The sequence below is a fragment of the uncultured Psychrobacillus sp. genome (assembly GCF_938022135.1).
Taxonomy (GTDB): domain Bacteria; phylum Bacillota; class Bacilli; order Bacillales_A; family Planococcaceae; genus Psychrobacillus.
Genome location: NZ_CALIED010000020.1, coordinates 117235 through 142920 on the forward strand (window position 1 = coordinate 117235; position 25686 = coordinate 142920).

Sequence of the window (25686 nt, forward strand, 5' to 3'; positions counted from 1 at the left end):
TAAAATCTCCTCCAATTACTTATCGTTTAGTGCCGATACGCCTGGTAAGTCCTTACCTTCCATAAACTCTAAGGAAGCTCCTCCACCAGTTGAGATATGGTCCATTTTATCTGCTACATCAAATTTTTCTACTGCAGCGGCTGAATCTCCTCCGCCAATGATCGTATAGCCAGCAGTTTCTGCCATTGCAGTCGCAACACCCTTCGTTCCGTTTGCAAAAGCGTCCATTTCAAACACACCCATCGGTCCATTCCATATAATTAGCTTGCTGTCTTTAATGACTTGATCGTACAGCTTTACTGTTTCTGGTCCGATGTCCAAGCCCATCCAGTCAGATGGAATTTGGTCGACTGGGACAACCTTCGTGTTGGCATCCTTTGAAAACTCATCCGCAACGACTACATCGATCGGCAAATAGAAGTTCACACCTTTTTCCTTCGCCTTTTCAAGGAAGGACTTCGCTAGGTCGATTTTATCTTCCTCTAAAAGAGAGGTTCCAATTTCATGGCCTTGCGCCTTCGTGAACGTATATGACAATCCACCACCGATTAGGATATTGTCTACCTTGTCCAATAAATGATCGATGACACCGATTTTATCCTTTACCTTCGCACCACCAATGATCGCCGTGAAAGGACGTTCAGGTGTGGATAAAGCCTTTCCTAGCACATCTAATTCCTTTTGCATCAAGAGTCCAGATACTGCAGGTAAAAGCTTCGCAATCCCTTCTGTTGTTGCATGCGCACGGTGAGCTGCACCGAATGCATCATTGACATACACATCTGCTAACGCTGCAAACGCTTTTGCTAGCTCTGGATCATTTTTCTCTTCTCCAGCGTGGAAGCGTACATTTTCTAATAAAACAATATCTCCCTCATTCATTGCTGAGATCGCTTGTTCTACTTGTTCTCCAATTGATTCATCTAATTTAGTTACAGGCTTATTCAATAGCTTAGCTAAATGCTCGCCAACCTTTGTCAAACGTAGCTCTTCCTTTACTTCCCCTTTTGGGCGACCCATATGGCTTGCAAGAATCACTTTCGCTCCTTGCTCGATTAAATATTGGATCGTAGGTAGTGCTGCACGAATACGAGTATCATCTGTAATGGCACCGTCTTCTACTGGTACATTGAAGTCTACACGACAAAAGACGCGTTTTCCCTTTAACGTTACATCGCTCATTGTTTGTTTTTCCTTCATGAAATAAGCCTCCTTATGTAATTGAATTGCCTACTAAAAAAAGAAGGAGCAAAAGGGGTAACCTTTGCTCCTTTACCCTCTTTTATTATAGAGGTTATTATACTTAAACGCTATCCAAACCCTAATGTTTCTCGGTATCTAGCGAGAAATTATAACCCTTTTTTTGCCATTAATAATGCAAGGTCGATACAACGTGCAGAGTATCCTGATTCGTTGTCATACCAAGCTAATACTTTAACAAGGTTATCTCCTAATACCATTGTAGATTGACCATCTACTGTAGAAGAAGCAGTGTTGCCGTTATAGTCGATTGATACTAATGGAAGCTCGTTATATTCAAGAATTCCTTTTAGTTCATTTTCAGCAGCTTTACGAAGCACGCCGTTTAACTCTTCTACTGTTACTTCTTTGTCTAGCTCTGCTACAAAGTCAACTAGAGATACGTTTGGTGTTGGTACACGAACAGCCATACCATCTAATTTACCTTTTAGCTCAGGAAGAACCTTCGCCACTGCAGCTGCTGCTCCAGTTGTTGTAGGAATCATAGATTCAGATGCTGCACGAGCACGACGGTAGTCGCTATGTGGCAAGTCTAGGATACGTTGGTCATTTGTGAATGAGTGAATTGTTGTCATCATTCCGCGTTTGATACCGAAGTTATCTTGTAATACTTTTGCCACTGGTGACAAGCAGTTTGTTGTACAAGAAGCGTTTGATACTACGTGATCTGTTTCTGGGTTGTATTTATCTTCATTTACACCCATTACGAATGTTGGCATATTGTCTTTTGCAGGAGCAGAAAGAATAACTTTTTTAGCTCCAGCCTCGATATGCTTACCAGCTTTTTCAACTGTGCTGAATACGCCAGTAGATTCGATTACGATGTCTACTCCAAGGTCTTTCCAAGGAAGTACAGAAGGATCCTTTTCTGCAAATACTTGAATGTTTTTCCCGTTAACTACTAGGTATTCACCCTCTGAAGTGATGTCAGCATTTGAGATGCCGTGTACAGAATCATATTTTAATAAATGAGCAAGCATCGCTGCATCTGTTAAGTCATTGATTGCTACTACTTCTAAATCCTTTTGCTCTAATGCTTCTCTGAAAACCTTACGTCCGATACGTCCAAATCCGTTAATAGCTAATTTTACTGTCATAATAAAATTCCTCCTAAATGTTTTTTGGGATTACTTTCATCATTTCATTGGCCGCCCCTTCATCTGTTACGAGAACAGTTTGCAATGGTGCCTGCTTGAAATAAGAAATAAGCGCGTTGGCTTTTTTTGCCCCGCCTGCGACTGCAAGCAGATGCTCTATATGCTGAAGCTGATTTAATTGAACACCGATTGTGCGAATATGGTGAACAGCTTCACCGTGATTGTTGAAATAATAGCCAAACGACTCACTGACTGCGCCTCTACTAGTTAGAAGCTCAATCTCCTCGTCACTCGAATTTCTTCTCTTGGCCATCTCTAATGCATCGCCTATTCCATGAATAATGATGTTTGTCCTTTCATAAAGGTCCATCATCTCTTGGATAAAAGGCTCCTTCTTCATCGTCATATATGCCTCCTCGCTTAAGCGATCCGGTATATATAACGTCCGGTAGGTTCCATTCATCTTGCTAGCAAACAAAGACGCAATCGTATTTGCTTGTAGCCTGACATCCTTCCCTACCCCTCCTCTTGCCGCTATAAACAACAAATCCTTCCATCTGGACGATTCGGTCATAGCATGGGAGATGGATGCAATCGTTGATCCGCCAGTAACTGCAACGATGTATTCATCCAGTAAAATACTTTCTAAATACTTTGCTGCCTCCTGGGATAAAAGCATAGATGTGTTAGTATCAGTATCTACATTTCCCGGAACAATAATCACATCTTTTATATTTAAATATTTCTTTAACATTAGCTCCATTTGCGATCGACCTGACCACATACGGACTACTTCTTTTAAATCTATCAAAACCTCATTGCCCTCTGCTGTAATAGCCGCTCCCTCACGAGAAACTTCTATTAAGCCTTTAGTCCTTAGAGCGTCCAATTCCTTACGAGTTTCACGCTCCGTTAAGTCTAGCTGTTCTCCAAGAACCCGACGGCCAATACCTCTGGTCAGCTGGATAGTTTGGAGAATACGATACCTCTTCTGAAGCAGCTCACTCATCTCTGGCATTAGCTTTAGCTGTGCACTTAGAAAAGAATCCATTTGTCACATCCCACGCTAGTGGTGACATATTTGTCCCACATGTATTAAAAATGTCCCATCTACTTAAAAAAAATTTAATTTCTATAATCATAATACTTTAATATATTCCAAATAGCAATATATGTGTTTGGAAGCATTATTTTTCTAATGCTTCCAGCAGTGTCACATAGTCGAGATTCCCGTACTGTATGATTTCTCCATGATATTCCACAACCGGAATCATGAGCATAAATTTTTCGTGCAGCTGATCATCTTCTTCTATATTATGCTCCACTATTTGAAATGGCACGTCCTCCTGCACCAGCTTCAGCATCATTCTTCCGTCCTCACATAAATGACAACCTGGTCTTGTATAGAAATGGACAATCATTTTCTGTGTCCCCCCATCGTTTAGCTTCTCTTATTATAAACTTTTAACCTATTAAAAGCGTGCCGAATGTTTTGCATACAAAATATTCCTTAAAAGGTAAAATAGAAGAGGATGTATTTCATTTTTAAAATACGAACTAATTAAAGAGAATAATGAAGTGTAAATGATGTTTTATGAGAATGTAGAGTTGATTTCCGCTCTAGGCGAACGCTTTCCGTGGGGTGAGCGATAAGCCATCACCCATCGCTTACGCGCGTGGTTGTGATGTCTTATCTGTCTCACTCATCCCACTGGAGTCGTCGCCTGCCGCTTCAATCAATAGAAAGAAAGTGTTCGTGTTTGATTGGTAAAGGGCTATTTATAAATTAACTTTTTTCATAGAAAAACATGAACTATTGAAAGATAATAACGAGATTTAAATGCTTTTTATGAGTAGCGTAGAATTGATTTTCGCTTTAGTCGAACGCTTTCCGTGGGGTGAGCGATAAGCCATCACCTCATCGCTTACGCGCGTGGTTGTGATGTCTTATCTGTCTCACTCATCCCACCGGAGTCGTCGCCTGTCGTTTCAATCAATATAAAGAGATAAGATTGGTTGTGTTTAATTAGTAATAGGCTATTTTCATGAAAATAACTAAGTTAAAGTTTTATTACCACTAGGATTATATCGGAAAATTCACTTTCTAAAAACGATACTTTTCATTTATTCGTTCGTCTATTGCATTAAGGGGGTCAGGAGATGGAAATGGAACAGCTATATAGAGATCACAGCGACCGGGTTTACGGCTATATTTATTTACTTGTCCGTCATAAAGAGAGTGCCGAGGACCTGACACAGGAAACCTTTTACAAAGCATTTAAGGGATATGCTTCCTTTGATAAGCAAGCTTCCCCTGCTACGTGGATACTTAAAATCGCTCGCAATGTTACGTATGATTATTTTCGAAGAAAACGAGTCGTTCAGTTTTTTTCATTTGAAAAGAATCATGATATAGAAACAAAGGAGCTTTCCCCAGAAGGTCACATCGAACGAAAAGAAAAGCTGACACGGATGTATGATTCCTTACGCTTACTAAAGAAGGATTATCAAGAGGTGATCATTCTGCGAAAAATCCAGGAATGCTCCATCCAGGAAACTGCCTTCATTCTTGGATGGACCGAGGCAAAGGTCAAGATGAAAATGATGCGTGCACTCGAGGCGCTAAAAAAGGAATTTCATCAAAAAGGAGGTTATGTAAATGGAACCGTCAAAGGAATTTGATGAGCTTTTTGAGGAAATGAAGCATGTCGAACGTTCTAATGAAGCAAGACGAAATACATGGCTAGCAATAAAGGAACGAACGGAACAGAAAAAACGAAGAACATTTCCCGCCGTCCTTGCATTAGCAGCTATAGCCATCGCCTCCTATTTCCTGATCACAAACATGATTCCAGCAGAAACCGAGCAAACAGCACAGTCTCTTACGAACGAGGAAGTAATTATGGCAGTCATTGAAAAAGAATATAATGGGCCGGATATGGAATTCAACCGATTAAGTGAGGAGTGGTTGAATCTCCAAAGCAAAACAGTAGAAGAAAATCCTGAAGAGTACGATATGCTGTTAGTATCAAAGGAATATAAGGACCTGATGAATTATTACTATTCGAGCTTTGATAAATATTTTACAGAAAACTTGTTGGAAACTGCCCTAAACATTAACATGGTATTCAAATATAATCACCAATTAATCGACAGCAATATAGACATGCAATTAGAGAGGGTTCAGATTAAACAGGACAAGGATCACCCTACTATTTATCGTACAGAAGTGGAGGTTTCCTTAACCAACAGCAAAGGGCAGAAAATCTTTCACACGTTAAAAGAAGAATATATCTTTTCTAAAACAGAGCCTGGAAAAATAGGGAGATATAACTTAATGTTAGCTCCAGATGGCAATCATCTATATGATATCATCCCCAATTTTGATGCCTATTTTAATAACAGGAAGCCGTCTATTGACGTTTCATTTGATTCCATTTGCTTTAATGGGAGAACTGGCTCCAAGCAAATAAACGGCTGTACAACTGACACAGTTCAAATAAATGAAATAATGGATTCCATTAACGATTTACCTATTCAAGAGGTTACCGAGGATGAAAGCAACTGGAGAGCTGAATTAATATCTCAAGTAGATAGCTTTCAAATCTATTTAACAAACGAGGCTGATCAAGGAATGACATTATACACGGTGACTCTATACGATGATGGCAAACTAGTATACGCTCCAGGCATGGATATGGGGATTACTGGCGATATCACTATAAGCTCTCATCAAGATGTCTATAAGAAGGTTACAAAGATGCTCACTACATTTGCTGAGACAGATTAACAGAACACCAACTATGTCAAATAATGATTTAAACGAGCTAGGCTATGGCTAGCTCGTTTTATCTTTGTTTTTCTTCCTATAAAAATAACGCCACGTATAAAAGATAGCCCAAAACGCCAAAAGAACAAAAAACTGATAGTTTGTATCACTATAATTAATCATAAGGATTAATATTATAAACGTTGGTATAGCTAAATAACACCACATTCTTACTTCCTTGTTTTTAAAACTTAATTCAAACCGTTCACTCATAGACCCCACCCCATTTGCCGCCTACCTTCACCAGCTGGCTAGTTTACCTGAAATTCCTAGCGTTTTAATTTACGACAATCACTCCACGGATTACTACTACCACTGCTTAGTTTACGACAATACACTCGTAGATTACTACAATCCAATTCCGTGGACTCTCACTGATGAATTTTTACGACAATCACTCCATGGATTACTACAATCACTGCCTAGTTTACGACAATGCACTCGTAGATTACTACAATCCAATTCCGTGGACTCTCTCTAATGAATTTTTACGACAATCACTCCACGGATTACTACAATCCTCGCATAGTTTACGACAATGCACTCGTAGATTACTACAATCCAATTCCACGAGCTCTCTCTGATGATTTTTTACGACAATCACTCTACGGATTACTACAATCACTGCTTAGTTTACGACAATACCCTCATAACGAAAGACAATAGCCTTTATCTTCACTAAAAAAAACAGATGAAGAAAACGATTCGTTTTCTTCATCTGTTTTTTTTGATTACCTCTTAGGCTCTACATTTTTTTGCTTTGCTGGAGAATTTGTGATTCTCCTGTACGTTCCCATTCCTCTACTGTTTCATATGCTTTTTCAGGAGAATATCCCTTTCCAACAAGAACTCCCATTAAAATAAACTCTTGAAGGATATGTGTCATATTAATTCCTCGTTCAACGTCTTCCATGCCTTCTTTAACCAGAAATTCTGTGTGCTTAACCCACTCATCTGGAGTCTTCCCATAATATTTTGTAATTCCATTTCCATGTTCCATCTCCATTGCATCCGCTTTAGTTTTATGAACTGTACCAAATGGATGGTTTGGCGGGGCATATATGGAATATAGTTTCAAAGGAACATTTCCGGTATTTGTGAGATTATGCCACGTTCCAGCTGGTATTACAACTGCTGTATCATCGAATACACTCCATTGCAAATTTAGATTATCTTTACTATTACCCATTTGAACTATTCCTTGACCTTGTTCAATACGTAGGAATTGATCCACTTCAGGGTGTATTTCCAAACCGATATCTTCCCCTACATTAAGGCTCATTAAAGTGACTTGCAAACGACTTCCTGTCCATAGTGCAGTACGAAACGTCTGATTTACTTTGGTTGCCTCATTAATATTAATAACAAAAGGGTTTGCTCCATAGTCTTTTAACACGTTCTCATAATAAGAATGGTGTGAACCAAATGCCACCTCATTCGGAACTGCCCAATAACCATGAGTGTTTCCGTAGATATACTGTGGAGAATTTGCATAATAAGGATATTGATACATATAAGGTGCATAATACATTTTTATCAATCCCTTCACTTCATTTTATTAATAATCCATCTTATGTGTGGTGTCAGCAGGGTATACTAAATGTTGCCATAAGAGAACAATTTGAGATTAAAAACGACGACAATTACTCCACGTTTTCCTACAACCAACGTTTTTTACTACCCCCTACCACTACCCCAAAAGAGCAGCGAGTTAGTTAAACCAGCATGGCCAAAAACATGAGAAAAGAAAGTCATTCTTGCAGCTGAAATGCTCTTGATTAGGGAACGTCAAAAATTTGTTGAAGCTAGCTCTTCCATAAAGGTAAAAAGTGGAGTTTCATTGAATATAATAAATTATCTATCCAGGGGTTATATCAAGGTTAATTTAACGATTGTTGTTCGGTGGGGGGACGATATTCTTATGGATAAAAGAACTTTAAATGAATACTCGATGTCACACACCCCCTCACCCAAAAGTGGCTAAAACTTTCATTGATATCTTAAAGGTAGGCTAATTTATGTTTCTAGGATGCAGTTTAACGATATCCTGTAAAATTACTTAAGACTGTACTCCTGGTTTAATACATTTTGAAGCTAATATATACTCTGTTTCGTTACTGTGTACAAAATTTCAAGACTAGATGAAAAGGGGAAAAAAATGAAAACAAAATGGCTTTTGATTAGTAGTGCTGTAGTGATGGGTTTGTTGGGATTGGCAGGAACCTTTATTCCCGAAGAAATTTCAAATGTATTAGGGATTGACCCTTCGCCCATTACTCTGATTCTTCTGCAAATCATCGGAGGACTATATTTAGGTTTTGCAATGTTGAACTGGTTTACACGTTCTTCCCTAATTGGCGGCATCTATAACAAACCTGTCGTATTGGGAAATCTGATACATTGCGTCGTTGTCTTTTTTGCCTTACTCCGGCAGTTGATGGAGCAGTTTCATTTTATAATTGTTATTATGACATTAGTTTATCTTGGGTTTGCCATCTGGTTTATGTTAGTGATGCGCTCGAATCCATTAAGAAATCAATCAAAAATATCCGTCTAACATATATTAAACGGGAATTTATATAGGGCGTCTCACTTTTTAAGTTCACCATGCGGAACTAGTTTTTTTAAGCAATACAAAATATATTAAAACAATAAAAATTCCTACTTTATAAAAGAAGGAATTTTTCTTTTTATTCTATTATGAGAACCTAAGTGGAAGATTACTCGATATTTATGGGTCAAATTTTTTAAAATTGAGAAGGGTTATGAATTTAATATCATTGTTCCAGTGATTTCAAAACAATTTTCTTCCTTCAATTAACAAAATTATTAGCAGTGCAATTAGAAGAATTGTATCCCCATTTGCTTTGCTTTTTTACGTGCTCTCCCCGTGTACAGAGCCAGTTAATCTATTTCTCCCACCTTAATTTCTCTAAACCTTTAACACAAACTCTGCTTCGCCTTCGTTAATGTTGCCTGTTTTTTCGAAGCCGAGGCTTTCATAGAGCTTGATGGCTATTTCGTTTTCTGGCTCCGTGGATAAATAGATGGAATTGCAGCCGTCCAATTGTTTCATTTCATCCAGCACTAGCTCTACTGCTTTTCTGCCATAGCCTTTTCCTTGGCTTTTATGATCGATCATAAAGCGGCAGATCCAGTAGTGTGCAGTTTCTTCATCAAACCCGTACATGGCAAAGCCGATGAGCTTGTCCTCTGCTTCGATACCTTTTATAGTCCATCCTGTTTCATAGACTGATTGGGTGATGGATAATGCGTTGGAGGCAACAAATTTCTCTACTACGGTTCCTTTGCCATCCTCGTTAGTTGTTAGAAGGACTGTTTTCAGCCAGTTATCCTTATTTATTTCTACTAGTTTCATTCTGCTTCCCCGTTTCTTTTGTTAATCTCTCTGCTTTTTTCTTTTACCATTTACCATTCTAGATAGGAGGAAGATGACTAAAAGGATAATGATTATGGTTGGGATAGAGATACTGTCCTGTAGGCTGTTACTTGTATAGGGCTGTGGCTTCGTTAGCCCCTCCGAAATACCGTAATGCTTGGAAACCTCATTGGACAAAGCCTGATAGGTTGAGATTACAGCCTCATCGATTAGACCCTGGTTTAAATAAGGCATCGTATACCGATCGATTATCTGATCTATTTTGGCATCTGAAAGTGCTTTTTCCAAGTCACGGTCCACTGTAATCTCTACTGCCGGACCTCCCCCGTTAACCGGATCCGTCTCGATTAAAAATAGTAAGCCATTCTTATTTCGTACACTTCCTATTTGGTTCTCTCGTATGATATCCATGTTAAATTCACTTGCCGACTGATCTCCTACATGCTCGATAATCATCACAACCAGCTGAGCGGTCGTTCCTTTTTTTAATTTATCTCCCAGTATTTTTACTTCCTGCTTCGTTTCTTCTGTTAAAAAGTTCTCTTCATCTACTAAATAGGTATCCTTTGATATATCTCCAGCAGCCCCTGTACTTAAAGGAGAGAACAACAAAATAAGGAAGGTTATAACTAGCAGATGTATTGCTTTATTCAACAGTGCCATTCCCCTTTCAGCCTGCAGTCTCATCATTTTTATTTTATTCTGATAAGTTAATTATATTATACATGAATTATGACTATTAGAAGTCCCTTTTACGAGTTTAATATAGGAAAAGAGTGGTAATGATATAGATTAGACAGTAAATAAAGGAGGTAAACAAATGGACCAAGTACATAACGAGGATTTAACACCAAAAGAAGCCATTGATGCACTGGAGCAGATTCAAGGAAAATTCCCTGGAGCGAGGCGCGCACACGCTAAGGGGGATATGTATGAGGCAACATTTCTTCCGAATGGGAATGCTGTACCCTATACGGTTGCACCCCATCTTCATAGAGAAGCAATTCCTGCTACTGCTCGTTTTTCCAATAGCCCCCCTAACCCTGCTTCCGTCGATTATCTTGTTCCTGCCAAAGGGCTCGCCGTTCAATTTGAGCTACCCGATGGAAGCTTCACCAATTTAGTGAGCTCCACTGTACCGATGTTCGTCACAAGCAGTCCTAGAGAGTTTATCGATATGATTGAGATATTTACGGATAAAAAAACTGGGATTAAAACGATTGACCGGGCCATTAATATGGTGGAGCTAGTTTCTAAAAAATATCCACATAGCAAAGAGGTCATTCAAATCATTAAGGAGCAGGCAAAGCAGCCACCAACGAGCTACGCTGAGCTTCACTACTATCCTATCCACGCCTTCTATTTCGTTAATAAAGACGGCGAACGCCAAGCAATCAAATACGAATGGGTCCCAGTTGATGAAACAAAGGATCCTGCTCTAACAAGCAAATCGATTTCAGCCAACTATTTGACGGAGGAGCTCGACGACCGATTAAAACGGGGGCCAGTCCAGTTTGATCTGTTCATCCGCTTAGCAGAGGAAGGGGATAACCCAAACGATGCGACGGATATGTGGCCAGAAGATAGAAGAAAAGTGAATATAGGTCGTTTGGAAATTAGAAATAAAATACATCCTAAGGAAGACATTGTTTACGACCCAACGATTATTCCAAAGGGAATCGAGCTAACGGACGATCCCATACTACACTTTCGAAGTGGAGCATATGCTGAATCATATGAGAGGAGAAGTAAGAATGAATAAGAAAGCCCCAAACACATAGTAAATGAGCATAAAAAAACACTCGAACGAATTCGAGTGTTTCTAACTGTTATGGACGCCCCTGGAGGGAATCGAACCCCCATCTCAAGAACCGGAATCTTACGTCATATCCATTAAACTACAGGGGCAAGCGACCTTTCTATTATACAAATGGTATAGGAATAATTCAAGTAAACATTTCAAAGCTTAATATTTGACCTTCCTTGACCATTCCATGTATGATAAAGTTACAACTGAGGCAGAATTTCTCAGTACACACTAAAAAAACACTAACAATTACCTTGAAGGAGGCAATCCAGGATGAATTTAATCCCTACAGTTATTGAACAAACAAATCGCGGCGAGCGTGCGTATGACATTTATTCTAGATTATTAAAAGACCGCATCATCATGCTTGGTAGCGCGATTGATGACAACGTATCAAACTCGATCGTTGCACAGCTTTTATTCCTAGAAGCAGAGGATCCAGAAAAAGATATCTCTATCTATATCAATAGCCCAGGCGGAAGTATTACAGCAGGTATGGCTATCTACGATACAATGCAATTCATTAAACCAGACGTACAAACTATTTGTATCGGTATGGCAGCATCAATGGGTGCTTTCTTACTTACAGCTGGAACAAAAGGCAAACGCTATGCACTTCCAAATGCTGAGGTTATGATTCACCAACCACTTGGTGGAGCTCAAGGGCAAGCAACGGAAATCGAGATTGCAGCAAAACGTATCTTATACCTACGCGACAAGCTAAACCAAATTATGGCTGAACGTACTGGTCAACCGATTGAAGTCGTTTCAAAAGACACAGATCGCGATAACTTCATGCCAGCAGAGCGTGCATTAGAATACGGTCTAATCGACCATATCATTTCACGTAGCGACATGAAAAAAGATTTAAAATAATATAATATAAATCCAAGGCGGTGATTCTCTGCCTTGGATTTTTTTATAAAAAGACGAAAGGTTGTGTTCCATTTGCTATATACAATAAGTTCTCTGTTAATCATATTGTCCTTAGTCATTTACATCGTAAGTCTACAAAGCAAAATAAAAAAATTAGAATCACAACAGGCCCTTCCGTTTAAAGGAGACAAAGCCTTAGAAAAACAAATCGTAGAGATGAATAATAATGACAGCAGCCAGGTTGAAATGGTCAAGCTTGTTCGGAATGAAACAGGCTTAGGACTAGTACCAGCAAAGAAATATGTAGATAAAGTGCTTAACCATATTTAATGTCACTTCTACGAAAAAAAAGCTGTTATCTAATCCAAGCGGACTAGATAACAGCTCTCTTTATTTATTCAGCATTAGAAATGAACTTAACTAATGATTCCACAGCTTCCTCTTCATCAGAGCCTTCAGCACTCAAAGTAACAGTAGCGCCCTTGCTAATCGCAAGGCTCATGATTCCCATGATACTTTTAGCGTTTACCTTTTTGTCATCTTTTTCAAGAAACACATCTGCTATAAAACGATTCGCTGCTTGTACAAATAAAGCTGCTTGTCTCGCTTGTAGTCCTGATTGTAATTTTACTTCGACCTGTTGTTCCGCCATAATCCTTAGCCCCATTTCTTTAAATTGATTCGCCTCTTCTTAAAGCATCTGCTATTTCATCCAGCTTACGCAAGCGATGGTTAACACCTGATTTACTTACAGTTCCAGTGGATACCATGTCGCCTAGCTCCTTTAGGGTTACATCCTGATACTCGACACGAAGACGGGCAATTTCTCGAAGCTTCTCAGGCAATTGATCCAGCCCGATTGCATTATCGATAAAACGGATGTTATCCACTTGTCGGATAGCTGCACTGATGGTTTTGTTCAAATTGGCCGTTTCACAGTTGACCAAGCGATTAACACTGTTCCGCATGTCTCGGATGATTCGCACATCCTCAAATTTTAAGAGGGCACGATGTGCTCCAGCGATGCTTAAAAAGTCAGAAATTTTTTCTGCTTCCTTTAAATATGCCACAAAACCTTTTTTACGTTCAATGGTTTTTGCATTTAATTCATAAAAGTTCATTAAATCGACTAATGCGTCGCTATGTGTTTTATATAAGGAGTAAATTTCTAAGTGATAAGAGGAAGTTTCTGGATTATTGACAGAGCCTCCTGCTAAGAAAGCTCCACGTAGGTAAGCTCTTTTACAGCAGTTCTTTTTGACAAGCTCCTGTGAAATCGAATACTCAAATTCAAAGCCTTCCTTCAAAATCATTAAATCCTCTAATAGCCTCTTGGAGCCTTCTCTTACTCGGCAAATATAGACATTATTCTTTTTAAGACGCATCTTTTTACGAACAAGTACTTCCACATTCAGCTGATACAACGATTTGATCAACGTATACAGCCTTCGGGCAATCGCCGCATTTTCGGTTTGGACATCCAAGCTAAGCATTTTGTTGCTAAAAGAAAGAGAACCATTCATACGGATGAGCGCTGAAAGCTCTGCCTTCGAACAGCAAGGCTCAGCCTCCTCCTGTGTCATCTCTTTTTTTGTTTCAGAAGCAAACGACATATAACGTTTCCCCCTTTCTTGCAGAGCCTCTCTATTGTTTGAATCCTTTTTGGCCTGCATATTCGTAAAGCCATTCCGCTACTTTTATCGCATCATGACGGACAGCGCCATTATATACGATGGAAATGTCCTTCTTAACGATTTCTATGTCTAGTGTTTCTAATTTCTCTATATCAATTTTAACGGGAGAAGCCTTCTCCTGCTTATATAAATACTGAACATTTTCAGGAATTTCCTCATTACTTATCAACAAAGAATCTATAAAGTTTTCGCCTACATGGTCGATCAATGCTTCTACATGATCATACGCAGTATAGTTATTCGTTTCTCCAGCTTGTGTCATCAGATTGCAAATGTACACTTTTTTAGCCTTCGAACGGATGACTGCCTTACGAATATCTTCGACTAAGAGATTAGGCAAAATACTAGTATAAAGGCTACCTGGTCCAATTGCTATAATATCCGCTTGGCGGATTAGGTTAATTGCCTCTGGCAGTGGCTTTACATCGTCAGGAGTAATAAATACCTTTTCTATCTTTTTCCCATAGTCCGGTATTTTAGATTCCCCTGTAACAATAGTTTTATCCTCAAATTGTGCATGGAGTGTGACTAGCTGATTGGCAGCAGGAAGCACTTTTCCATGAATATTTAAAACACGGCTCATTTCCGTGATTGCATGTGCGAAATCTCCTGTAATCGAGGTTAAAGCAGTAATCATTAGATTGCCTAAGGAATGTCCCTCGAGTTCGCTGGAATTAGTGAAGCGAAACTGAAACATTTCTTCTACGAGCGGCTCTACCTCTGATAAGGCTGCTAAGACGTTACGGATATCACCAGGTGGCGGAATATCATAATCATCTCTTAATCTACCGGAGCTCCCTCCGTCATCTGCGACTGTAACAATGGCAGTAATATCTAACGGAAGTTTTTTAAGTCCTCGAAGCAAGGTAGATAAGCCAGTACCACCACCAATGATGACTATTTTTTTACGGTGTTTTGTACGACCCATTAAGTCATTCCTTCCTGATAGTAACATCTCTATGAGTTATTACTGTTTCATCGTCTTCCTTAAAAACCTTACCGAAATATTCTGCTAGTGTTACAGAACGGTGCTGACCGCCCGTACAGCCAAAGGCAATAACAAGCTGCGTCTTGCCTTCTCGCTTGTATTGCGGAATCATGAAGGCAAACAAGTCTTTTAGTTTTTCGATAAGCGTCTTCGTATCTGCCCATTTTAAAACGTAGCTAGAAACCTCTTCATTTAGTCCTGATTTTAAGCGGAGCTCCTCGATATAATACGGATTTGGAAGAAAACGAACGTCAAAAACCAAATCTGCATCAATAGGAATTCCGTGCTTAAATCCGAAGGACATAACGTTCACCGTAAAGACCTGGCTTCCATTTGTCGAAAATTCCTCTTGAATTTTTTCTCGAAGCTCGCGTGGCTTCATCTTGGATGTATTATAAATAAATTGTGCTCTGCCTTTTAAGTCAGAAAGAAGCTCTCTTTCCTTTTTTATACCTTCTAATGGCAATCCTGCATTTGCTAACGGATGGGAGCGTCTTGTTTCCTTATATCTTCGGACAAGAACCTCATCCTGTGCATCCAAAAACAACACCTTTGGAGTTACAGAGGTTGCTTCTTGAAGCTGGTTAACGGAGTCAACGAGTGAATGAAACATTTTCCCTCCACGCAAATCCATTACCGCTGCTATATTTCGCGGTTGCTGATTTGACTCAATCATTAGCTTGATAAAAGTGCTTAGGAGCTCAGGAGGAAGATTGTCTATGCAATAATAGCCTAGGTCTTCAAAGCTTTGGATAGCTACTGTTTTTCCTGCTCCTGACATTCCAGTAATGATGACTACTTCTGTTTCTGGCTTCTGCTGAGTTTCCACTATCTATTTATCCTCCCATGAATGTTGAATAGTTTCACTGATTAATGCGAAATCTGGAGTATATACAAAAGTACCGTATTGCATACCCTTTTCCTTTACAGCAAACAATAGATTTGTTCGATCTCCCTCTGCCATCGGTAGATGTGCTAAATCTTCAACCGGGTGCCATTCGAGCACACCTTCTTTAGTTTCTTTATATGGAGTTCCTTCTATATCTGTTCCGATAAAGGTAAATAACATCCATTCATCTAGACGTTTCCCATCCTCTTCAATGAGCATTGTATAGATTCCCTTTAAATGTGGATTGATCGGTACAGTGTTTGTCTCTTCCGTAAACTCACGAACAGCAGAAATAAGAATAGATTCTCCTTCTTCCATTTTTCCGCCTGGTGCAACATACCAGTTTCTACGTGGTTTCTTTAATAACAAAACTTTGTCGTCTTTACAAATAAGTAAATTAGCGATTCTTTGCACGTATGGTCACTCCATCTGTCTGTAGTTACCTTATATTATACATGAATTTGCACAAAAAGAGGCTGCTTCACGATTTAAATCGCAAAACAGCCTGTTCAAATCTTGCATATATAAAAAGGGGGTCAATTTATATACTTTACTATACACTTAATATGTTTCAGAACAGTTACAGTTAAATTAAGATAAAATTAAATTAAATATTTGATGTGTTTTTATCTTTTAAATGCTCAATATAATGCTGAGCTGATAAAGCTGCTACACTACCATCACCTGTTGCTGTGACAATTTGACGAAGCATTTTATCACGAACGTCCCCTGCCCCAAAGATACCAGGTACTGCTGTTTCCATTTTCTCGTTTGTAACGATATAACCATTTTCATTTAAGATGCCAAGGCTATGAAATGGTTTTGTAAGTGGTAGCATTCCAACATATACGAATACACCGTCTGTTGAAAATTCTTTTTCGGAACCATCCACTGTGGATACTAAAGTAACGCTAGAAACCTTACCGTCTGTTCCGTGTATTTCTTTTAATGTTGTATTCCAAATGAAGTCTATTTTTTCGTTAGCAAAAGCTCGGTCTTGTAGAATTTTTTGAGCGCGAAGCTTATCTCTACGATGTACGATTGTTACCTTGTTCGCAAACTTAGTTAAGAACGCACCCTCTTCAACTGCAGAGTCCCCGCCTCCTACAACTACTAGGTCTTTCCCTTTAAAGAAAGCACCATCACAAACTGCACAATAGCTTACGCCACGTCCACCAAGCTCTGTTTCGCCGGGAATACCCATTTTTTTGTACTCAGCTCCTGAAGAGATGATAACAGCTAACGCTTTATATTCTTTACCGCTTACTTTTACGGTTTTATAGTCTCCGTTATCGACTACTTCGGAAACGTCACCATATGCATATTCTGCACCAAATTTTTTCGCATGATCGAACATTTTAGTAGAAAGCTCAGGTCCTAAGATTGTTTCAAATCCTGGGTAGTTTTCTACCTCTTCTGTATTAGCCATTTGGCCGCCTGGAATTCCACGTTCAATCATTAGAGTGGAAAGGTTTGCACGGGAAGTATATACAGCTGCTGTCATACCTGCTGGGCCCGCTCCTATAATAATCACGTCATATATATTTTCAGTTGTCATCGATAATTCCTCCTACGTACTACATACCAACAATCTAACTAATTTTGTACCCTTCATCAACTAATATGCTTAGGAGTCAGAAAAAGGTAAGAATTGGATTAGCTCGTTGACATATTTCGTGAGCGTTGCTGTAGTGATTCCGTATTGCTCCGCATATTGTTTTTTCGTCACGTTTTTCATTCGTGAGGATACGAACATATACTCAGTCGCTGCTGCCAAAGCACGCGGATTTTTAAAGCCATACCCTTTTTCTAGCGCACGCTCTACTAGCACAAACCACATTTGTAATAACAGTGTCTCTGACTGCTCCAGTGACTTGTTGTTGTCATAAAGTAAATCCGTAGCTGCAATGGCTCTCAAAAATGCTTTTTCTGCCGGAGATTTCTCATCGAATTTATGCCCAAGAGAATTAGCTAAAAACAATTTCTCCATTGTAGTCAGTTCCTCCACTACAATCCACTTAGGGTGTGCGATAATTTCCTGGCGATGACGAGACTTCCCTAACAGATAGAAGCCAAAAATACGTTCACTAATATTTTTGTTTTCTAGCTTTTCTAAGATTAAATTCTTTTGTTCCTCGTTATTTGGCTCTACTAGCTCCTTCATTTGTGGGAGCCACGGCTCGAAGCCTGCTTTTTCTGGATCCAGCTTTAAAAGCGCTTTCCACGCATTACGAGCCACTTCCTCATGCCCTGCAAAATAAGCAGAATGCGAAAGCCAAAAATAGAAGCCTGGATCTGCTTCAAATCCTTTTCGTTGAATGCTTCTCAACCATTTGAAGGCTTGTTCATATTTCCCTATCAACGCAAAAGTCGCACCTAGCTTATAGCGATGCTCGATAAAATAAGGATTTATTTTAGATAAAAGAGCTGTGATTTCCTCAAGCTCCTCGTTATTTTTTTCATAGTAGTGAATAACAGCCAAGTTACATAATGCATGGATATTCCCTTGGTTCTCTCGTAATACCTGATGCAGTAATGCTTTAGCCTGTTCTTCCTCTCCTAAATAAAAATAAGCAAGCGCTAGGTTATTGAACGCTGCCCAAAAATCAGGATGGTCTGCAATGATCGATTCCAGCAGCTCAACTGCTTCTACAAATTTACCCTGCTCCATAAAGCGTCGGGCTTTTTCTTGAAGGAAAAGCGCCTCACTAGAGGGGGTATCCAGCTGAAGGTTTACGATATCCTCCTGCTCGGTGAAATCAATGATTTCCATTGCTTCCTCCATATATTCTCCGTTAACTTCCTTTTCTAAATAGATTTTGGCAAAGCGATTTGCCTCTATAAAGTTTCCCAAATGAGCGTTTACCTCAGCTAAAAAGAAAATGATATCTCCTTCGTTCGGATCTAGTGAATACGCGCTTCTCAATAGCTCATGAGCGTAATCATAGTTATCGAACTCCATTTGGAGGATCCCATATTGCAGTAAGATCATTGGTTCGTCTGGACTTAAATCAGTTGCTCGCTTTAAATATTTTTGTGCTTTTTGTAACTCATCTTTTTGAAGCTCATCTAATGCTTTTTTATAGTAATATTCGCCAGTCGGCAAAAATGAAATTATATTTTCTTTGTCTAGTTTCTTACGTTTTTTTTTATTCAAGATACTCCTCCGAAAAATAATAAGGAACGTTACGGAAACGCTCCTTATTAGTATATTTTCAGTATATCATAAAGTATTATTTTTTATCTGCTTTCGCTTCATGTCTTTTTTGTAACACCTGTAATAAATCATAGTAGCTGACTTTTTGGTTTTGCAATAAAACAAGCAAGTGATAAATGAGATCTGCCGCTTCCCATTTCAGTTCCTCTGCATCATTATTTTTGGAGGCAATGATCACCTCTGATGCTTCCTCTCCGACCTTCTTGCAAATTTTGTCTACACCTTTTTCAAACAAGTAAGTAGTATAGGCACCTTCTGGCATCGTTTGCTGACGTTCTTCAATCGTTTTTATCAAATTAGTAAGGACATTATAGCCAGATGCCTCTTCAAATTTTTCTAAGCTCTTATGAAAGCATGTCTCTTCTCCCGTGTGACAAGCAGGTCCACTAGGCAGCACTTCTAGTACGAGTGCATCGGAGTCACAGTCCGTTTGAATCGATACAACACGCTGAGTATTTCCAGACGTTTCACCTTTGTGCCAAAGCTCTTGTCTGCTTCGGCTAAAGAACCATGCCTCTCTCGTCTCCACTGTTTTTTCATATGCCTCTTCATTCATATATGCAAGCGTTAAAACCTCTCTTGTAACGGCATGCTGTACAATTACTGGGATTAGTCCTTTATCGTCAAATGTTAATGTAGCCATATTCTTACTCCCCTTCAAGGCTTGCTCAATTACTTATTGTTTGTAGCGCCTCTTTTAATGTAAAACGATTGTTGTATAACGCTTTTCCTGTGATTACTCCGCTAACGCTAGAAATTTTAGAGAGTTCCGCTACTGCCTCGATGTCTTCTAAGGAGCTGATTCCTCCCGAGACAATAATCGACAGTCCGGTTGCTTCTGCTAGCTCTTTGTTCGCCTTTAAGTTGGGACCTTGCAATGTTCCATCCGTCGCAATGTCTGTAAAAATAACGTGTTTCGCACCTTTTGAGGCAAAGTATTGCCCTACTTCAATGGCTGACTGGCTAGACGTTTCTAACCAGCCATGTGTTGCTACCATGCCGTCCTTCGCATCTAACCCAATGACGATTCGATCACCGCCATACTCTTGAATCAGATCGGCAACAAGCTCTGGCTGTGAAATGGCAAGACTACCTATAATGACACGATTGACCCCGTGATCAAGATAGTAGCTCACATCCTCGCTAGATCGTATTCCTCCGCCTATTTGAACGTTAACCGGTAGCTCTTTCGCAATACGGATGACCTCCTTGGCATGAATCTTTTCGCCATCCTTTGCCCCGTCTAGATCAACCAAATGAATCCAGGCTGCCCCTTCATCGACAAACTTTTTTGCCATATCAAATGGAGAGTCTCCATATATAGTTTCTTGTTCATAATCCCCTTGATACAGGCGTACACATTTACCGCCCTTCATATCGATTGCGGGATATACTTGTATTGAGCTCATGAAATTCCTCCTTATGTAAGTAGACCCTTTGTAGAAGGAACACCCTTCACTCGATCATCTATTGTAATGGCATCGTCGATCGCTCGAGCTAGTGCCTTGAAAATCGCTTCGATCATATGGTGGGTATTTGCTCCGTAATGTACGATGACATGGACGTTCATACGAGCCTCTAATGCAAATTTCCAAAGAAATTCGTGAACCAGCTCTGTATCAAAGTTCCCTACCTTTTGTGTCGGAAACTGTGCCCTGAACTCTAAATGAGGTCTGTTTGAAATGTCAATTACAACCTGGGCTAATGCATCATCCATTGGAACAAACGCATTTCCATAGCGTTTGATACTCTTTTTGTCTCCTAGTGCCTCTTTTACTGCTTGCCCTAATACAATACCGATATCTTCCGTTGTGTGGTGGTCGTCTATATGTGTATCGCCATTTGCTTTAATCGTGGCATCGAACAGGCCATGCTTCGTAAACAGGTCCAGCATATGATCCATAAAAGGAACGCCAGTCTCAATATCCGCCTTGCCCTCTCCATCCAGATTAATATCTACATAAACCTTTGTTTCGTTGGTCATTCTATCTATTTTAGCAATTCGATTTGGTTTCATTTTGCATTCCCCTTCTCCCAGCTTCTTGATTCGACAGATCGAGCGTGTCCCTCTAATTGCTCGAGTCTAGCCAAACGAGCGATTTTAGGATATTGCTCCTGCCACATTTCCTCCGAATAATACACGACACTCGTTTTCTTTACAAAATCGTCTACATTTAAGCCACTTGAAAAACGAGCCGTACTGTTCGTTGGAAGCACATGGTTCGTACCGGCAAAATAGTCGCCAACTGGCTCACTGCTATATCGACCGATGAATATAGCTCCAGCGTGCTTGATCTGCTCACTCAGCTCTTTTGCATTTTCCGTAATAATTTCTAAATGCTCAGGGGCCAGCTCATTTGTTGCCTTGACTGCCTCTTGAAGTGATTGTGCCAAATAGATACGACCGTAGTTTTCTATAGAGGCCCGTGCAATTTCTTCACGAGGAAGCTGCTGTAGCTGTCTCTCTACTTCTATGGAGACCTGCTTGGCTAAACGCTCACTAGTGGTAATTAAAACCGAACTCGCAAAGGCATCATGCTCCGCCTGTGCCAATAAATCGGCTGCTACCTCATCTGCATAGGCAGTATCATCGGCAATAATCGCTATTTCACTTGGCCCAGCAATCATATCGATTGCCACCTTGCCAAACACTTCTCGTTTCGCAAGTGCCACATAACTGTTACCTGGTCCAGTTATTTTATCCACAGGTTGAATGGATTCTGTTCCGTAAGCCAGCGCCGCAATCGCTTGAGCGCCTCCTACCTTATAGATTTCTGTTATTCCAGCTATTTTTGCTGCGACTAGAACCGAAGCAGGAAGCCTGCCATCCTTAGAAGGTGGCGATACGATAACTACTCGAGTTACACCTGCGACAATGGCTGGAATCGCATTCATGAGTACGGACGATGGATATGCCGCTGTCCCACCTGGCACATATAAGCCGACTGCATCTAATGGTGAGATTCTATATTGAATAAACGAGTTTTTCTCTAGAGCCAATTCAATATTTTGTCTCGCCTGCTTCTCATGAAATGTACGAATATTATTCGCTGCTTCCTTCAAATCCTCTATCAGCTGAGGATCAAAGCCGATGAACGCGTCCTCCATCTCTTCCTCTGACACCCTCAGACTGGAAAGCGTAACTCCATCCCACTTTTCTGTATAGGCGAGTAACGCTTGGTCTCCATTTGCTTGTACCTCTGAAATAACCTCTCGAACGGTTGTGAAGTGAGTCATATTAGCCTGCTCCACAGAGCGCTGTAATGTGATGCTTTCTGTAAGCTTCTCTATTTTCATCATGGTATTACCTACCTTTTTTGAAGTTCTTTATTTAGCTTGGCAACGAACTCTCGAATCCGCTCACTTTTTACACGATAGCTTACAGGATTCACGATTAGTCGAGAGGATATATCCACAATCCTTTCATATTCCACTAAGCCGTTTTCTTTTAGCGTTTGTCCTGTCGACACGATATCCACGATCCGGTCGGCTAGGCCAATCATTGGAGCCAGCTCTATCGAACCGTTCAGCTCAATGATTTCCACCTGCTCCCCTTTTTCCTTATAGAAATTAGTAGCTATTGTTGGATATTTAGTTGCAACACGAGGGGCGATCTCATTCATCACCGTATTCGGCAGCCCTGCTGTTGCAATATAGCAATTACTAATATGTAAATCTAATAATTCATGCACATCTCGATGCTGCTCCAGTAAAACGTCCTTGCCAGCTATTCCAATATCAGCAACCCCGTGCTCCACGTAAACCGGGACATCCATTGGCTTCGCTAGGATGAACTGGATACGCTCATCCGGCGCTTCTACGATCAGCTTGCGAGAATCGCTAATTTCAGCTGGTAAATTAAACCCTGCTTCGACAAATAGTTGATAGGCTTCCTCGAAAATGCGCCCTTTCGGCATCGCAATCGTTAATTCATTCACCTGCAAAACCACCTTCTACTACCTTAATTATTTCCTGAAAGCTATATTGGTAGGCCTCTAAATCATGGACACTGCCCTCATATTGAAGCGTTACGCGCTCCCCAATACTACGTCTTGCCTCTGCTAGAACATTAGCTTTTAGGAAGGAGCCTTTATCAAATAAAATAAGTGTATGTTTTTCATTTTTCTCTTTTTTAGGGAGAACCTCTAGCAGCCGATCTACTCTTAATCCAAAGCCGGTTGCCCCTACATTTTGTTCAAATTCCTTAAATAGCTCGTCATACCTTCCACCATTTCCAAGAGGAAAGCCACTGCCGGCAGCATGAATCTCAAACAGCATACCTGTGTAATAGCTCATATGGCTTGCTAATGAAAAGTCGAAGGAATAAATAGAGGGATCACTCAGCTGAAGCTCTAATAGCTGCTGGAGCTGTATAATCTGATCCACTAGATATTGCTGCTCGTTTGTCAAAAGCTGTCTAAAATCTTCCACGGATTTCGCTGCCATCGTATGATCCACCAGCATAGTCAAATTCTCTTGTTGAATAGCGGATAGCTCTAAGTCATCCAGCATTTTCATAAATCCTACAAAATTCTTTTCGACTAGGAGCATTCTTAGCGTTTCTACCTGCTTCGACTTGTTTGTATTATTGGAAAGAATAGCTGTCAAAAGCCCAGCGTGACCAATCGTAATTTGAAAATGTTCCACGCCTAACGCTTTAATGAGCTCTACAGCCGTATAAATAATCTCGCTGTCTCCGTAAGGACTAAAATCACCAATCAGCTCTAAGCCCAGCTGCTCAAATTCCGCTGGCCTTCCACCCTCCCGTTGTTGCGCACGAAAGACATTTGCATAATACGCAAGACGAAGCGGATTCTTTTCTTTTAATAGCTTGGACGCTGCTATTCTAGCAATAGGAGTCGTCATATCAGGTCGTAAAACGAGCATCTCTCCTTGGTTATCCACCAATTTAAATAATGAGGACTCATCAATTGCCGACGCCTTTCCAATCGTCTCAAAATACTCGACCGATGGTGTTTTTATAAAATCATATCCTTTGGTGCGAATAAACTCTCTCGCGACGGATCTTATGTACTCTTTTTGCTCATTAACCTCTGGGAACGAATCTCGCATACCAAGCGGCTTCTCAAACATTTGAATTTTACTCATTGTCCCACCCCTAATTCACTTCACTGTAGTAGAGTGCTAATATAATAAATTAAATAAATTTTATACTATTTCAGACTATTCGTCAACTTCATAAGCTTATAGATTTCAGAGCTCTTTTAATTCACTCAACCACTCCCCAGCAGGTTCAGCGCTTGGAGCACAGTTAGCGGGTGATCTGCAATACTTTTGAATTTCGCGCAACACTTTTGAATTTCGCGCAACACTTAACCCGTTTTCCGCAATACTTTTGAATTTGGCGCAACACTTTCTATTTTGACGCAACACTTTTCCTCGTCCCGGACATTTTCACCGCATTCCTCCAAATACTTTTACTTATCCCCAGGGTTTCATTCATTTTATGTAAAATTCATCTAAATTTGGAACCTGAACTATTCTCAACCGTATTAAAGTAAAACCAAAGTTTAGTTTGGGTGAACTATATTCTTTTATTGTCCGGGGGGAAAACAAAATGATAGGCGAAATCTTCATCTTAATAGTCTTTATGATACCGCTTTATGCCTTCTTCATTTGGACATATAACTACCCTAAAGAAAGCTTTTTATGGGGAAAACGCTGGATATACGAAGAAGAACCTGAGGTTTCCCCAAAAGTTGTCCGCTATATGAAGTTTGTTTCCATTTTGGCTATGATTGGCACACCTATTGTTTTTATTAGGTATTTTTCAAATCACTCAGTTTTTAGTCTTTTACTAATAATTTTAATAGGTGTTTTTTTAGCTGGTGCAATCATAATTTTTACAAGAGATTAGCTTAAAACTACAAAAAAAACAGTTCCAATCTTACAATAAGTAAAATTGAAACTGTTTTTTCTTATGCGGCCGGCTTTGCGCTGCCCTCTTTTTGTTTAAATATATCTTACTATTTGTTCAACAGGAAGACGTGAAGATCCATAAGCAGGAGCTGCTGCTTCACCAATTGCAATAAGTAAAATAGGGATTTCATTTTGAGGTAAATTAAATTTCTCCGCAAATTTCACTTTGTCAAATCCGCCCATTGGAACTGTGTCATAGCCCATGTCCTTCGCTAATAGCATGATTTGCATGGATATAAGTCCCGCATCAAAGTGAACAATATTTTTCATGACTTCTTCAGGAAGATTACCGTATAAAGAAAGTGAGCTTTCTATCATGAAATTAGCTATTTCTCTACTCATATAGCCCTTTTCAAAATTTGTATTATAAATTTTTTCTGTATTCTTGTACATTTCTAGGTCACCGAGTACAGCGATAATAGCCGATGATGTCTCTACTTGTTCTTGATTATTAGCGATTGGGCGCAATTCCTTTTTAACCTGCTGGTCCTCAATAACGATAAAGCGCCATGGCTGCATATTACTTGAGGAAGGTGCAGTAATTGCTTTTTGTAACAAAGTTTGTAGATCCTCATGTGGAATAATGACATTTTCTTTATATTTACGAACTGATTTTCTTTCATGAATCAATTGGTCGATTGTTGTATGTGTTTTTTGCATATAAAAAACCCCTTTTCAAATTTTAATGA

The 25686-nt window shown here is 39.8% G+C and carries 28 protein-coding genes and 1 tRNA gene; 7 read left to right on the top strand and 22 right to left on the bottom strand.

Going from position 1 to position 25686, the window contains the following annotated elements; translation table 11 throughout:
- Positions 1-15: 15 nt before the first annotated feature.
- The 4 genes from Q0371_RS05045 to Q0371_RS05060 form a co-directional block, all read right to left on the bottom strand.
- Positions 16-1200 carry a phosphoglycerate kinase gene (locus Q0371_RS05045; protein WP_298469021.1) on the bottom strand — a complete coding sequence of 395 codons (1185 nt, stop codon included), beginning with the start codon at positions 1198-1200 and terminating at the stop codon, positions 16-18.
- Between the two features lie 149 nt (positions 1201-1349).
- Positions 1350-2357, bottom strand: a complete 1008-nt coding sequence (gene gap / locus Q0371_RS05050; RefSeq protein ID WP_251555752.1) for a type I glyceraldehyde-3-phosphate dehydrogenase — start codon at positions 2355-2357, stop codon at positions 1350-1352.
- A gap of 13 nt (positions 2358-2370) precedes the next feature.
- A complete protein-coding gene (locus Q0371_RS05055) occupies positions 2371-3408 on the bottom strand; it encodes a sugar-binding domain-containing protein (RefSeq protein ID WP_298469026.1) in 1038 nt (345 codons plus the stop codon).
- Between the two features lie 136 nt (positions 3409-3544).
- Positions 3545-3778 carry a glutaredoxin family protein gene (locus Q0371_RS05060; RefSeq protein ID WP_298469029.1) on the bottom strand — a complete coding sequence of 78 codons (234 nt, stop codon included), beginning with the start codon at positions 3776-3778 and terminating at the stop codon, positions 3545-3547.
- Positions 3779-4517: 739 nt separating this feature from the next.
- Between Q0371_RS05060 and Q0371_RS05065 the strand changes: the two genes are divergently transcribed.
- Both Q0371_RS05065 and Q0371_RS05070 read left to right on the top strand, forming a co-directional pair.
- Positions 4518-5039 (top strand): RNA polymerase sigma factor, encoded by a 522-nt coding sequence (locus Q0371_RS05065; protein ID WP_251555756.1) that lies wholly within the window; start codon positions 4518-4520, stop codon positions 5037-5039.
- Positions 5017-6147, top strand: coding sequence for a hypothetical protein (locus tag Q0371_RS05070; protein ID WP_298469033.1), 1131 nt, complete (start codon positions 5017-5019; stop codon positions 6145-6147). The genes Q0371_RS05065 and Q0371_RS05070 overlap by 23 nt, the downstream gene beginning before the upstream one ends.
- A 784-nt stretch (positions 6148-6931) precedes the next feature.
- Here the strand turns inward: Q0371_RS05070 and Q0371_RS05075 are convergent.
- Positions 6932-7717, bottom strand: a complete 786-nt coding sequence (locus Q0371_RS05075) for a cupin domain-containing protein (RefSeq protein WP_298469185.1) — start codon at positions 7715-7717, stop codon at positions 6932-6934.
- 627 nt (positions 7718-8344) lie between these two features.
- On the opposite strand from Q0371_RS05075, the gene Q0371_RS05080 reads away from it, so the two are divergent.
- Positions 8345-8743 carry a multidrug DMT transporter permease gene (locus Q0371_RS05080; RefSeq protein ID WP_298469035.1) on the top strand — a complete coding sequence of 133 codons (399 nt, stop codon included), beginning with the start codon at positions 8345-8347 and terminating at the stop codon, positions 8741-8743.
- Between the two features lie 375 nt (positions 8744-9118).
- On the opposite strand, the gene Q0371_RS05085 is transcribed toward Q0371_RS05080, so the two are convergent.
- Both Q0371_RS05085 and Q0371_RS05090 read right to left on the bottom strand, forming a co-directional pair.
- Complete coding sequence (locus Q0371_RS05085) at positions 9119-9565, bottom strand: GNAT family N-acetyltransferase (RefSeq protein WP_298469038.1); 447 nt, start codon at positions 9563-9565, stop codon at positions 9119-9121.
- Positions 9566-9586: 21 nt separating this feature from the next.
- Positions 9587-10240 carry a YgcG family protein gene (locus Q0371_RS05090; protein ID WP_298469042.1) on the bottom strand — a complete coding sequence of 218 codons (654 nt, stop codon included), beginning with the start codon at positions 10238-10240 and terminating at the stop codon, positions 9587-9589.
- A gap of 166 nt (positions 10241-10406) precedes the next feature.
- On the opposite strand from Q0371_RS05090, the gene Q0371_RS05095 reads away from it, so the two are divergent.
- Positions 10407-11348, top strand: coding sequence for a catalase family peroxidase (locus tag Q0371_RS05095; RefSeq protein WP_298469045.1), 942 nt, complete (start codon positions 10407-10409; stop codon positions 11346-11348).
- Positions 11349-11422: 74 nt separating this feature from the next.
- On the opposite strand, the gene Q0371_RS05100 is transcribed toward Q0371_RS05095, so the two are convergent.
- Positions 11423-11494 (bottom strand) — tRNA-Arg (locus Q0371_RS05100).
- Positions 11495-11666: 172 nt separating this feature from the next.
- Between Q0371_RS05100 and clpP the strand changes: the two genes are divergently transcribed.
- Positions 11667-12269 carry an ATP-dependent Clp endopeptidase proteolytic subunit ClpP gene (gene clpP, locus Q0371_RS05105; protein ID WP_251555768.1) on the top strand — a complete coding sequence of 201 codons (603 nt, stop codon included), beginning with the start codon at positions 11667-11669 and terminating at the stop codon, positions 12267-12269.
- A 72-nt stretch (positions 12270-12341) separates the two neighbouring features.
- The gene (locus tag Q0371_RS05110) at positions 12342-12599 is read left to right on the top strand and encodes a ribosomal protein L7/L12 (protein ID WP_169359706.1); all 258 of its coding nucleotides are present in this window, start codon (positions 12342-12344) and stop codon (positions 12597-12599) included.
- Between the two features lie 64 nt (positions 12600-12663).
- Here the strand turns inward: Q0371_RS05110 and Q0371_RS05115 are convergent, their stop codons facing one another.
- The 13 genes from Q0371_RS05115 to Q0371_RS05175 form a co-directional block, all read right to left on the bottom strand.
- Complete coding sequence (locus Q0371_RS05115) at positions 12664-12921, bottom strand: HPr family phosphocarrier protein (protein ID WP_298469050.1); 258 nt, start codon at positions 12919-12921, stop codon at positions 12664-12666.
- 19 nt (positions 12922-12940) lie between these two features.
- Positions 12941-13882, bottom strand: a complete 942-nt coding sequence (whiA, locus tag Q0371_RS05120; protein ID WP_169359708.1) for a DNA-binding protein WhiA — start codon at positions 13880-13882, stop codon at positions 12941-12943.
- A gap of 31 nt (positions 13883-13913) precedes the next feature.
- Positions 13914-14891 carry a YvcK family protein gene (locus tag Q0371_RS05125; RefSeq protein ID WP_169359709.1) on the bottom strand — a complete coding sequence of 326 codons (978 nt, stop codon included), beginning with the start codon at positions 14889-14891 and terminating at the stop codon, positions 13914-13916.
- 4 nt (positions 14892-14895) lie between these two features.
- Entirely contained in the window at positions 14896-15783 is an 888-nt protein-coding gene (rapZ, locus tag Q0371_RS05130; RefSeq protein WP_169359766.1) for an RNase adapter RapZ, read from the bottom strand.
- Complete coding sequence (locus tag Q0371_RS05135) at positions 15784-16254, bottom strand: 8-oxo-dGTP diphosphatase (RefSeq protein ID WP_169359710.1); 471 nt, start codon at positions 16252-16254, stop codon at positions 15784-15786.
- A gap of 193 nt (positions 16255-16447) precedes the next feature.
- On the bottom strand, positions 16448-17398 hold the full coding sequence (gene trxB / locus Q0371_RS05140; RefSeq protein WP_169359711.1) for a thioredoxin-disulfide reductase: 951 nt from the start codon (positions 17396-17398) through the stop codon (positions 16448-16450).
- Positions 17399-17467: 69 nt separating this feature from the next.
- Entirely contained in the window at positions 17468-18997 is a 1530-nt protein-coding gene (locus Q0371_RS05145) for a tetratricopeptide repeat protein (protein ID WP_298469055.1), read from the bottom strand.
- Between the two features lie 76 nt (positions 18998-19073).
- A complete protein-coding gene (hisIE, locus tag Q0371_RS05150; protein WP_298469060.1) occupies positions 19074-19700 on the bottom strand; it encodes a bifunctional phosphoribosyl-AMP cyclohydrolase/phosphoribosyl-ATP diphosphatase HisIE in 627 nt (208 codons plus the stop codon).
- Positions 19701-19725: 25 nt separating this feature from the next.
- On the bottom strand, positions 19726-20466 hold the full coding sequence (gene hisA / locus Q0371_RS05155) for a 1-(5-phosphoribosyl)-5-[(5-phosphoribosylamino)methylideneamino]imidazole-4-carboxamide isomerase (RefSeq protein ID WP_298469063.1): 741 nt from the start codon (positions 20464-20466) through the stop codon (positions 19726-19728).
- An 11-nt stretch (positions 20467-20477) separates the two neighbouring features.
- A complete protein-coding gene (gene hisB / locus Q0371_RS05160) occupies positions 20478-21074 on the bottom strand; it encodes an imidazoleglycerol-phosphate dehydratase HisB (protein WP_298469066.1) in 597 nt (198 codons plus the stop codon).
- Positions 21071-22354, bottom strand: a complete 1284-nt coding sequence (gene hisD / locus Q0371_RS05165; RefSeq protein ID WP_298469190.1) for a histidinol dehydrogenase — start codon at positions 22352-22354, stop codon at positions 21071-21073. Before hisD ends, hisB begins: the two co-directional genes overlap by 4 nt.
- A gap of 11 nt (positions 22355-22365) precedes the next feature.
- Entirely contained in the window at positions 22366-22995 is a 630-nt protein-coding gene (gene hisG / locus Q0371_RS05170; protein ID WP_169359716.1) for an ATP phosphoribosyltransferase, read from the bottom strand.
- Positions 22988-24166 (bottom strand): ATP phosphoribosyltransferase regulatory subunit, encoded by a 1179-nt coding sequence (locus Q0371_RS05175; RefSeq protein WP_298469069.1) that lies wholly within the window; start codon positions 24164-24166, stop codon positions 22988-22990. The genes hisG and Q0371_RS05175 overlap by 8 nt, the downstream gene beginning before the upstream one ends.
- A gap of 469 nt (positions 24167-24635) precedes the next feature.
- Between Q0371_RS05175 and Q0371_RS05180 the strand changes: the two genes are divergently transcribed.
- Positions 24636-24935: a hypothetical protein gene (locus tag Q0371_RS05180; protein ID WP_298469072.1), complete on the top strand. Its 300-nt coding sequence runs from the start codon at positions 24636-24638 to the stop codon at positions 24933-24935.
- A gap of 95 nt (positions 24936-25030) precedes the next feature.
- On the opposite strand, the gene Q0371_RS05185 is transcribed toward Q0371_RS05180, so the two are convergent.
- Positions 25031-25657: a nitroreductase family protein gene (locus tag Q0371_RS05185; RefSeq protein WP_298469075.1), complete on the bottom strand. Its 627-nt coding sequence runs from the start codon at positions 25655-25657 to the stop codon at positions 25031-25033.
- Between the last annotated feature and the right edge of the window lie 29 nt (positions 25658-25686).

What these genes read in the sequence shown, in the direction of transcription:
- Q0371_RS05180 (WP_298469072.1), top strand. Translation starts at nt 24,636, where the DNA reads ATGATAGGCGAAATCTTCATCTTAATAGTCTTTATGATACCGCTTTAT.
- hisIE (WP_298469060.1), bottom strand. Translation starts at nt 19,700, where the DNA reads ATGGCTACATTAACATTTGACGATAAAGGACTAATCCCAGTAATTGTA.
- clpP (WP_251555768.1), top strand. Translation starts at nt 11,667, where the DNA reads ATGAATTTAATCCCTACAGTTATTGAACAAACAAATCGCGGCGAGCGT.
- Q0371_RS05065 (WP_251555756.1), top strand. Translation starts at nt 4,518, where the DNA reads ATGGAAATGGAACAGCTATATAGAGATCACAGCGACCGGGTTTACGGC.
- hisB (WP_298469066.1), bottom strand. Translation starts at nt 21,074, where the DNA reads ATGAAACCAAATCGAATTGCTAAAATAGATAGAATGACCAACGAAACA.
- Q0371_RS05185 (WP_298469075.1), bottom strand. Translation starts at nt 25,657, where the DNA reads ATGCAAAAAACACATACAACAATCGACCAATTGATTCATGAAAGAAAA.
- Q0371_RS05060 (WP_298469029.1), bottom strand. Translation starts at nt 3,778, where the DNA reads ATGATTGTCCATTTCTATACAAGACCAGGTTGTCATTTATGTGAGGAC.
- hisD (WP_298469190.1), bottom strand. Translation starts at nt 22,354, where the DNA reads ATGAAAATAGAGAAGCTTACAGAAAGCATCACATTACAGCGCTCTGTG.
- Q0371_RS05095 (WP_298469045.1), top strand. Translation starts at nt 10,407, where the DNA reads ATGGACCAAGTACATAACGAGGATTTAACACCAAAAGAAGCCATTGAT.
- Q0371_RS05070 (WP_298469033.1), top strand. Translation starts at nt 5,017, where the DNA reads ATGGAACCGTCAAAGGAATTTGATGAGCTTTTTGAGGAAATGAAGCAT.
- Q0371_RS05175 (WP_298469069.1), bottom strand. Translation starts at nt 24,166, where the DNA reads ATGAGTAAAATTCAAATGTTTGAGAAGCCGCTTGGTATGCGAGATTCG.
- Q0371_RS05075 (WP_298469185.1), bottom strand. Translation starts at nt 7,717, where the DNA reads ATGTATTATGCACCTTATATGTATCAATATCCTTATTATGCAAATTCT.
- hisA (WP_298469063.1), bottom strand. Translation starts at nt 20,466, where the DNA reads ATGAGCTCAATACAAGTATATCCCGCAATCGATATGAAGGGCGGTAAA.
- whiA (WP_169359708.1), bottom strand. Translation starts at nt 13,882, where the DNA reads ATGTCGTTTGCTTCTGAAACAAAAAAAGAGATGACACAGGAGGAGGCT.
- Q0371_RS05045 (WP_298469021.1), bottom strand. Translation starts at nt 1,200, where the DNA reads ATGAAGGAAAAACAAACAATGAGCGATGTAACGTTAAAGGGAAAACGC.
- Q0371_RS05080 (WP_298469035.1), top strand. Translation starts at nt 8,345, where the DNA reads ATGAAAACAAAATGGCTTTTGATTAGTAGTGCTGTAGTGATGGGTTTG.
- Q0371_RS05055 (WP_298469026.1), bottom strand. Translation starts at nt 3,408, where the DNA reads ATGGATTCTTTTCTAAGTGCACAGCTAAAGCTAATGCCAGAGATGAGT.
- trxB (WP_169359711.1), bottom strand. Translation starts at nt 17,398, where the DNA reads ATGACAACTGAAAATATATATGACGTGATTATTATAGGAGCGGGCCCA.
- Q0371_RS05115 (WP_298469050.1), bottom strand. Translation starts at nt 12,921, where the DNA reads ATGGCGGAACAACAGGTCGAAGTAAAATTACAATCAGGACTACAAGCG.
- Q0371_RS05085 (WP_298469038.1), bottom strand. Translation starts at nt 9,565, where the DNA reads ATGAAACTAGTAGAAATAAATAAGGATAACTGGCTGAAAACAGTCCTT.
- gap (WP_251555752.1), bottom strand. Translation starts at nt 2,357, where the DNA reads ATGACAGTAAAATTAGCTATTAACGGATTTGGACGTATCGGACGTAAG.
- Q0371_RS05125 (WP_169359709.1), bottom strand. Translation starts at nt 14,891, where the DNA reads ATGGGTCGTACAAAACACCGTAAAAAAATAGTCATCATTGGTGGTGGT.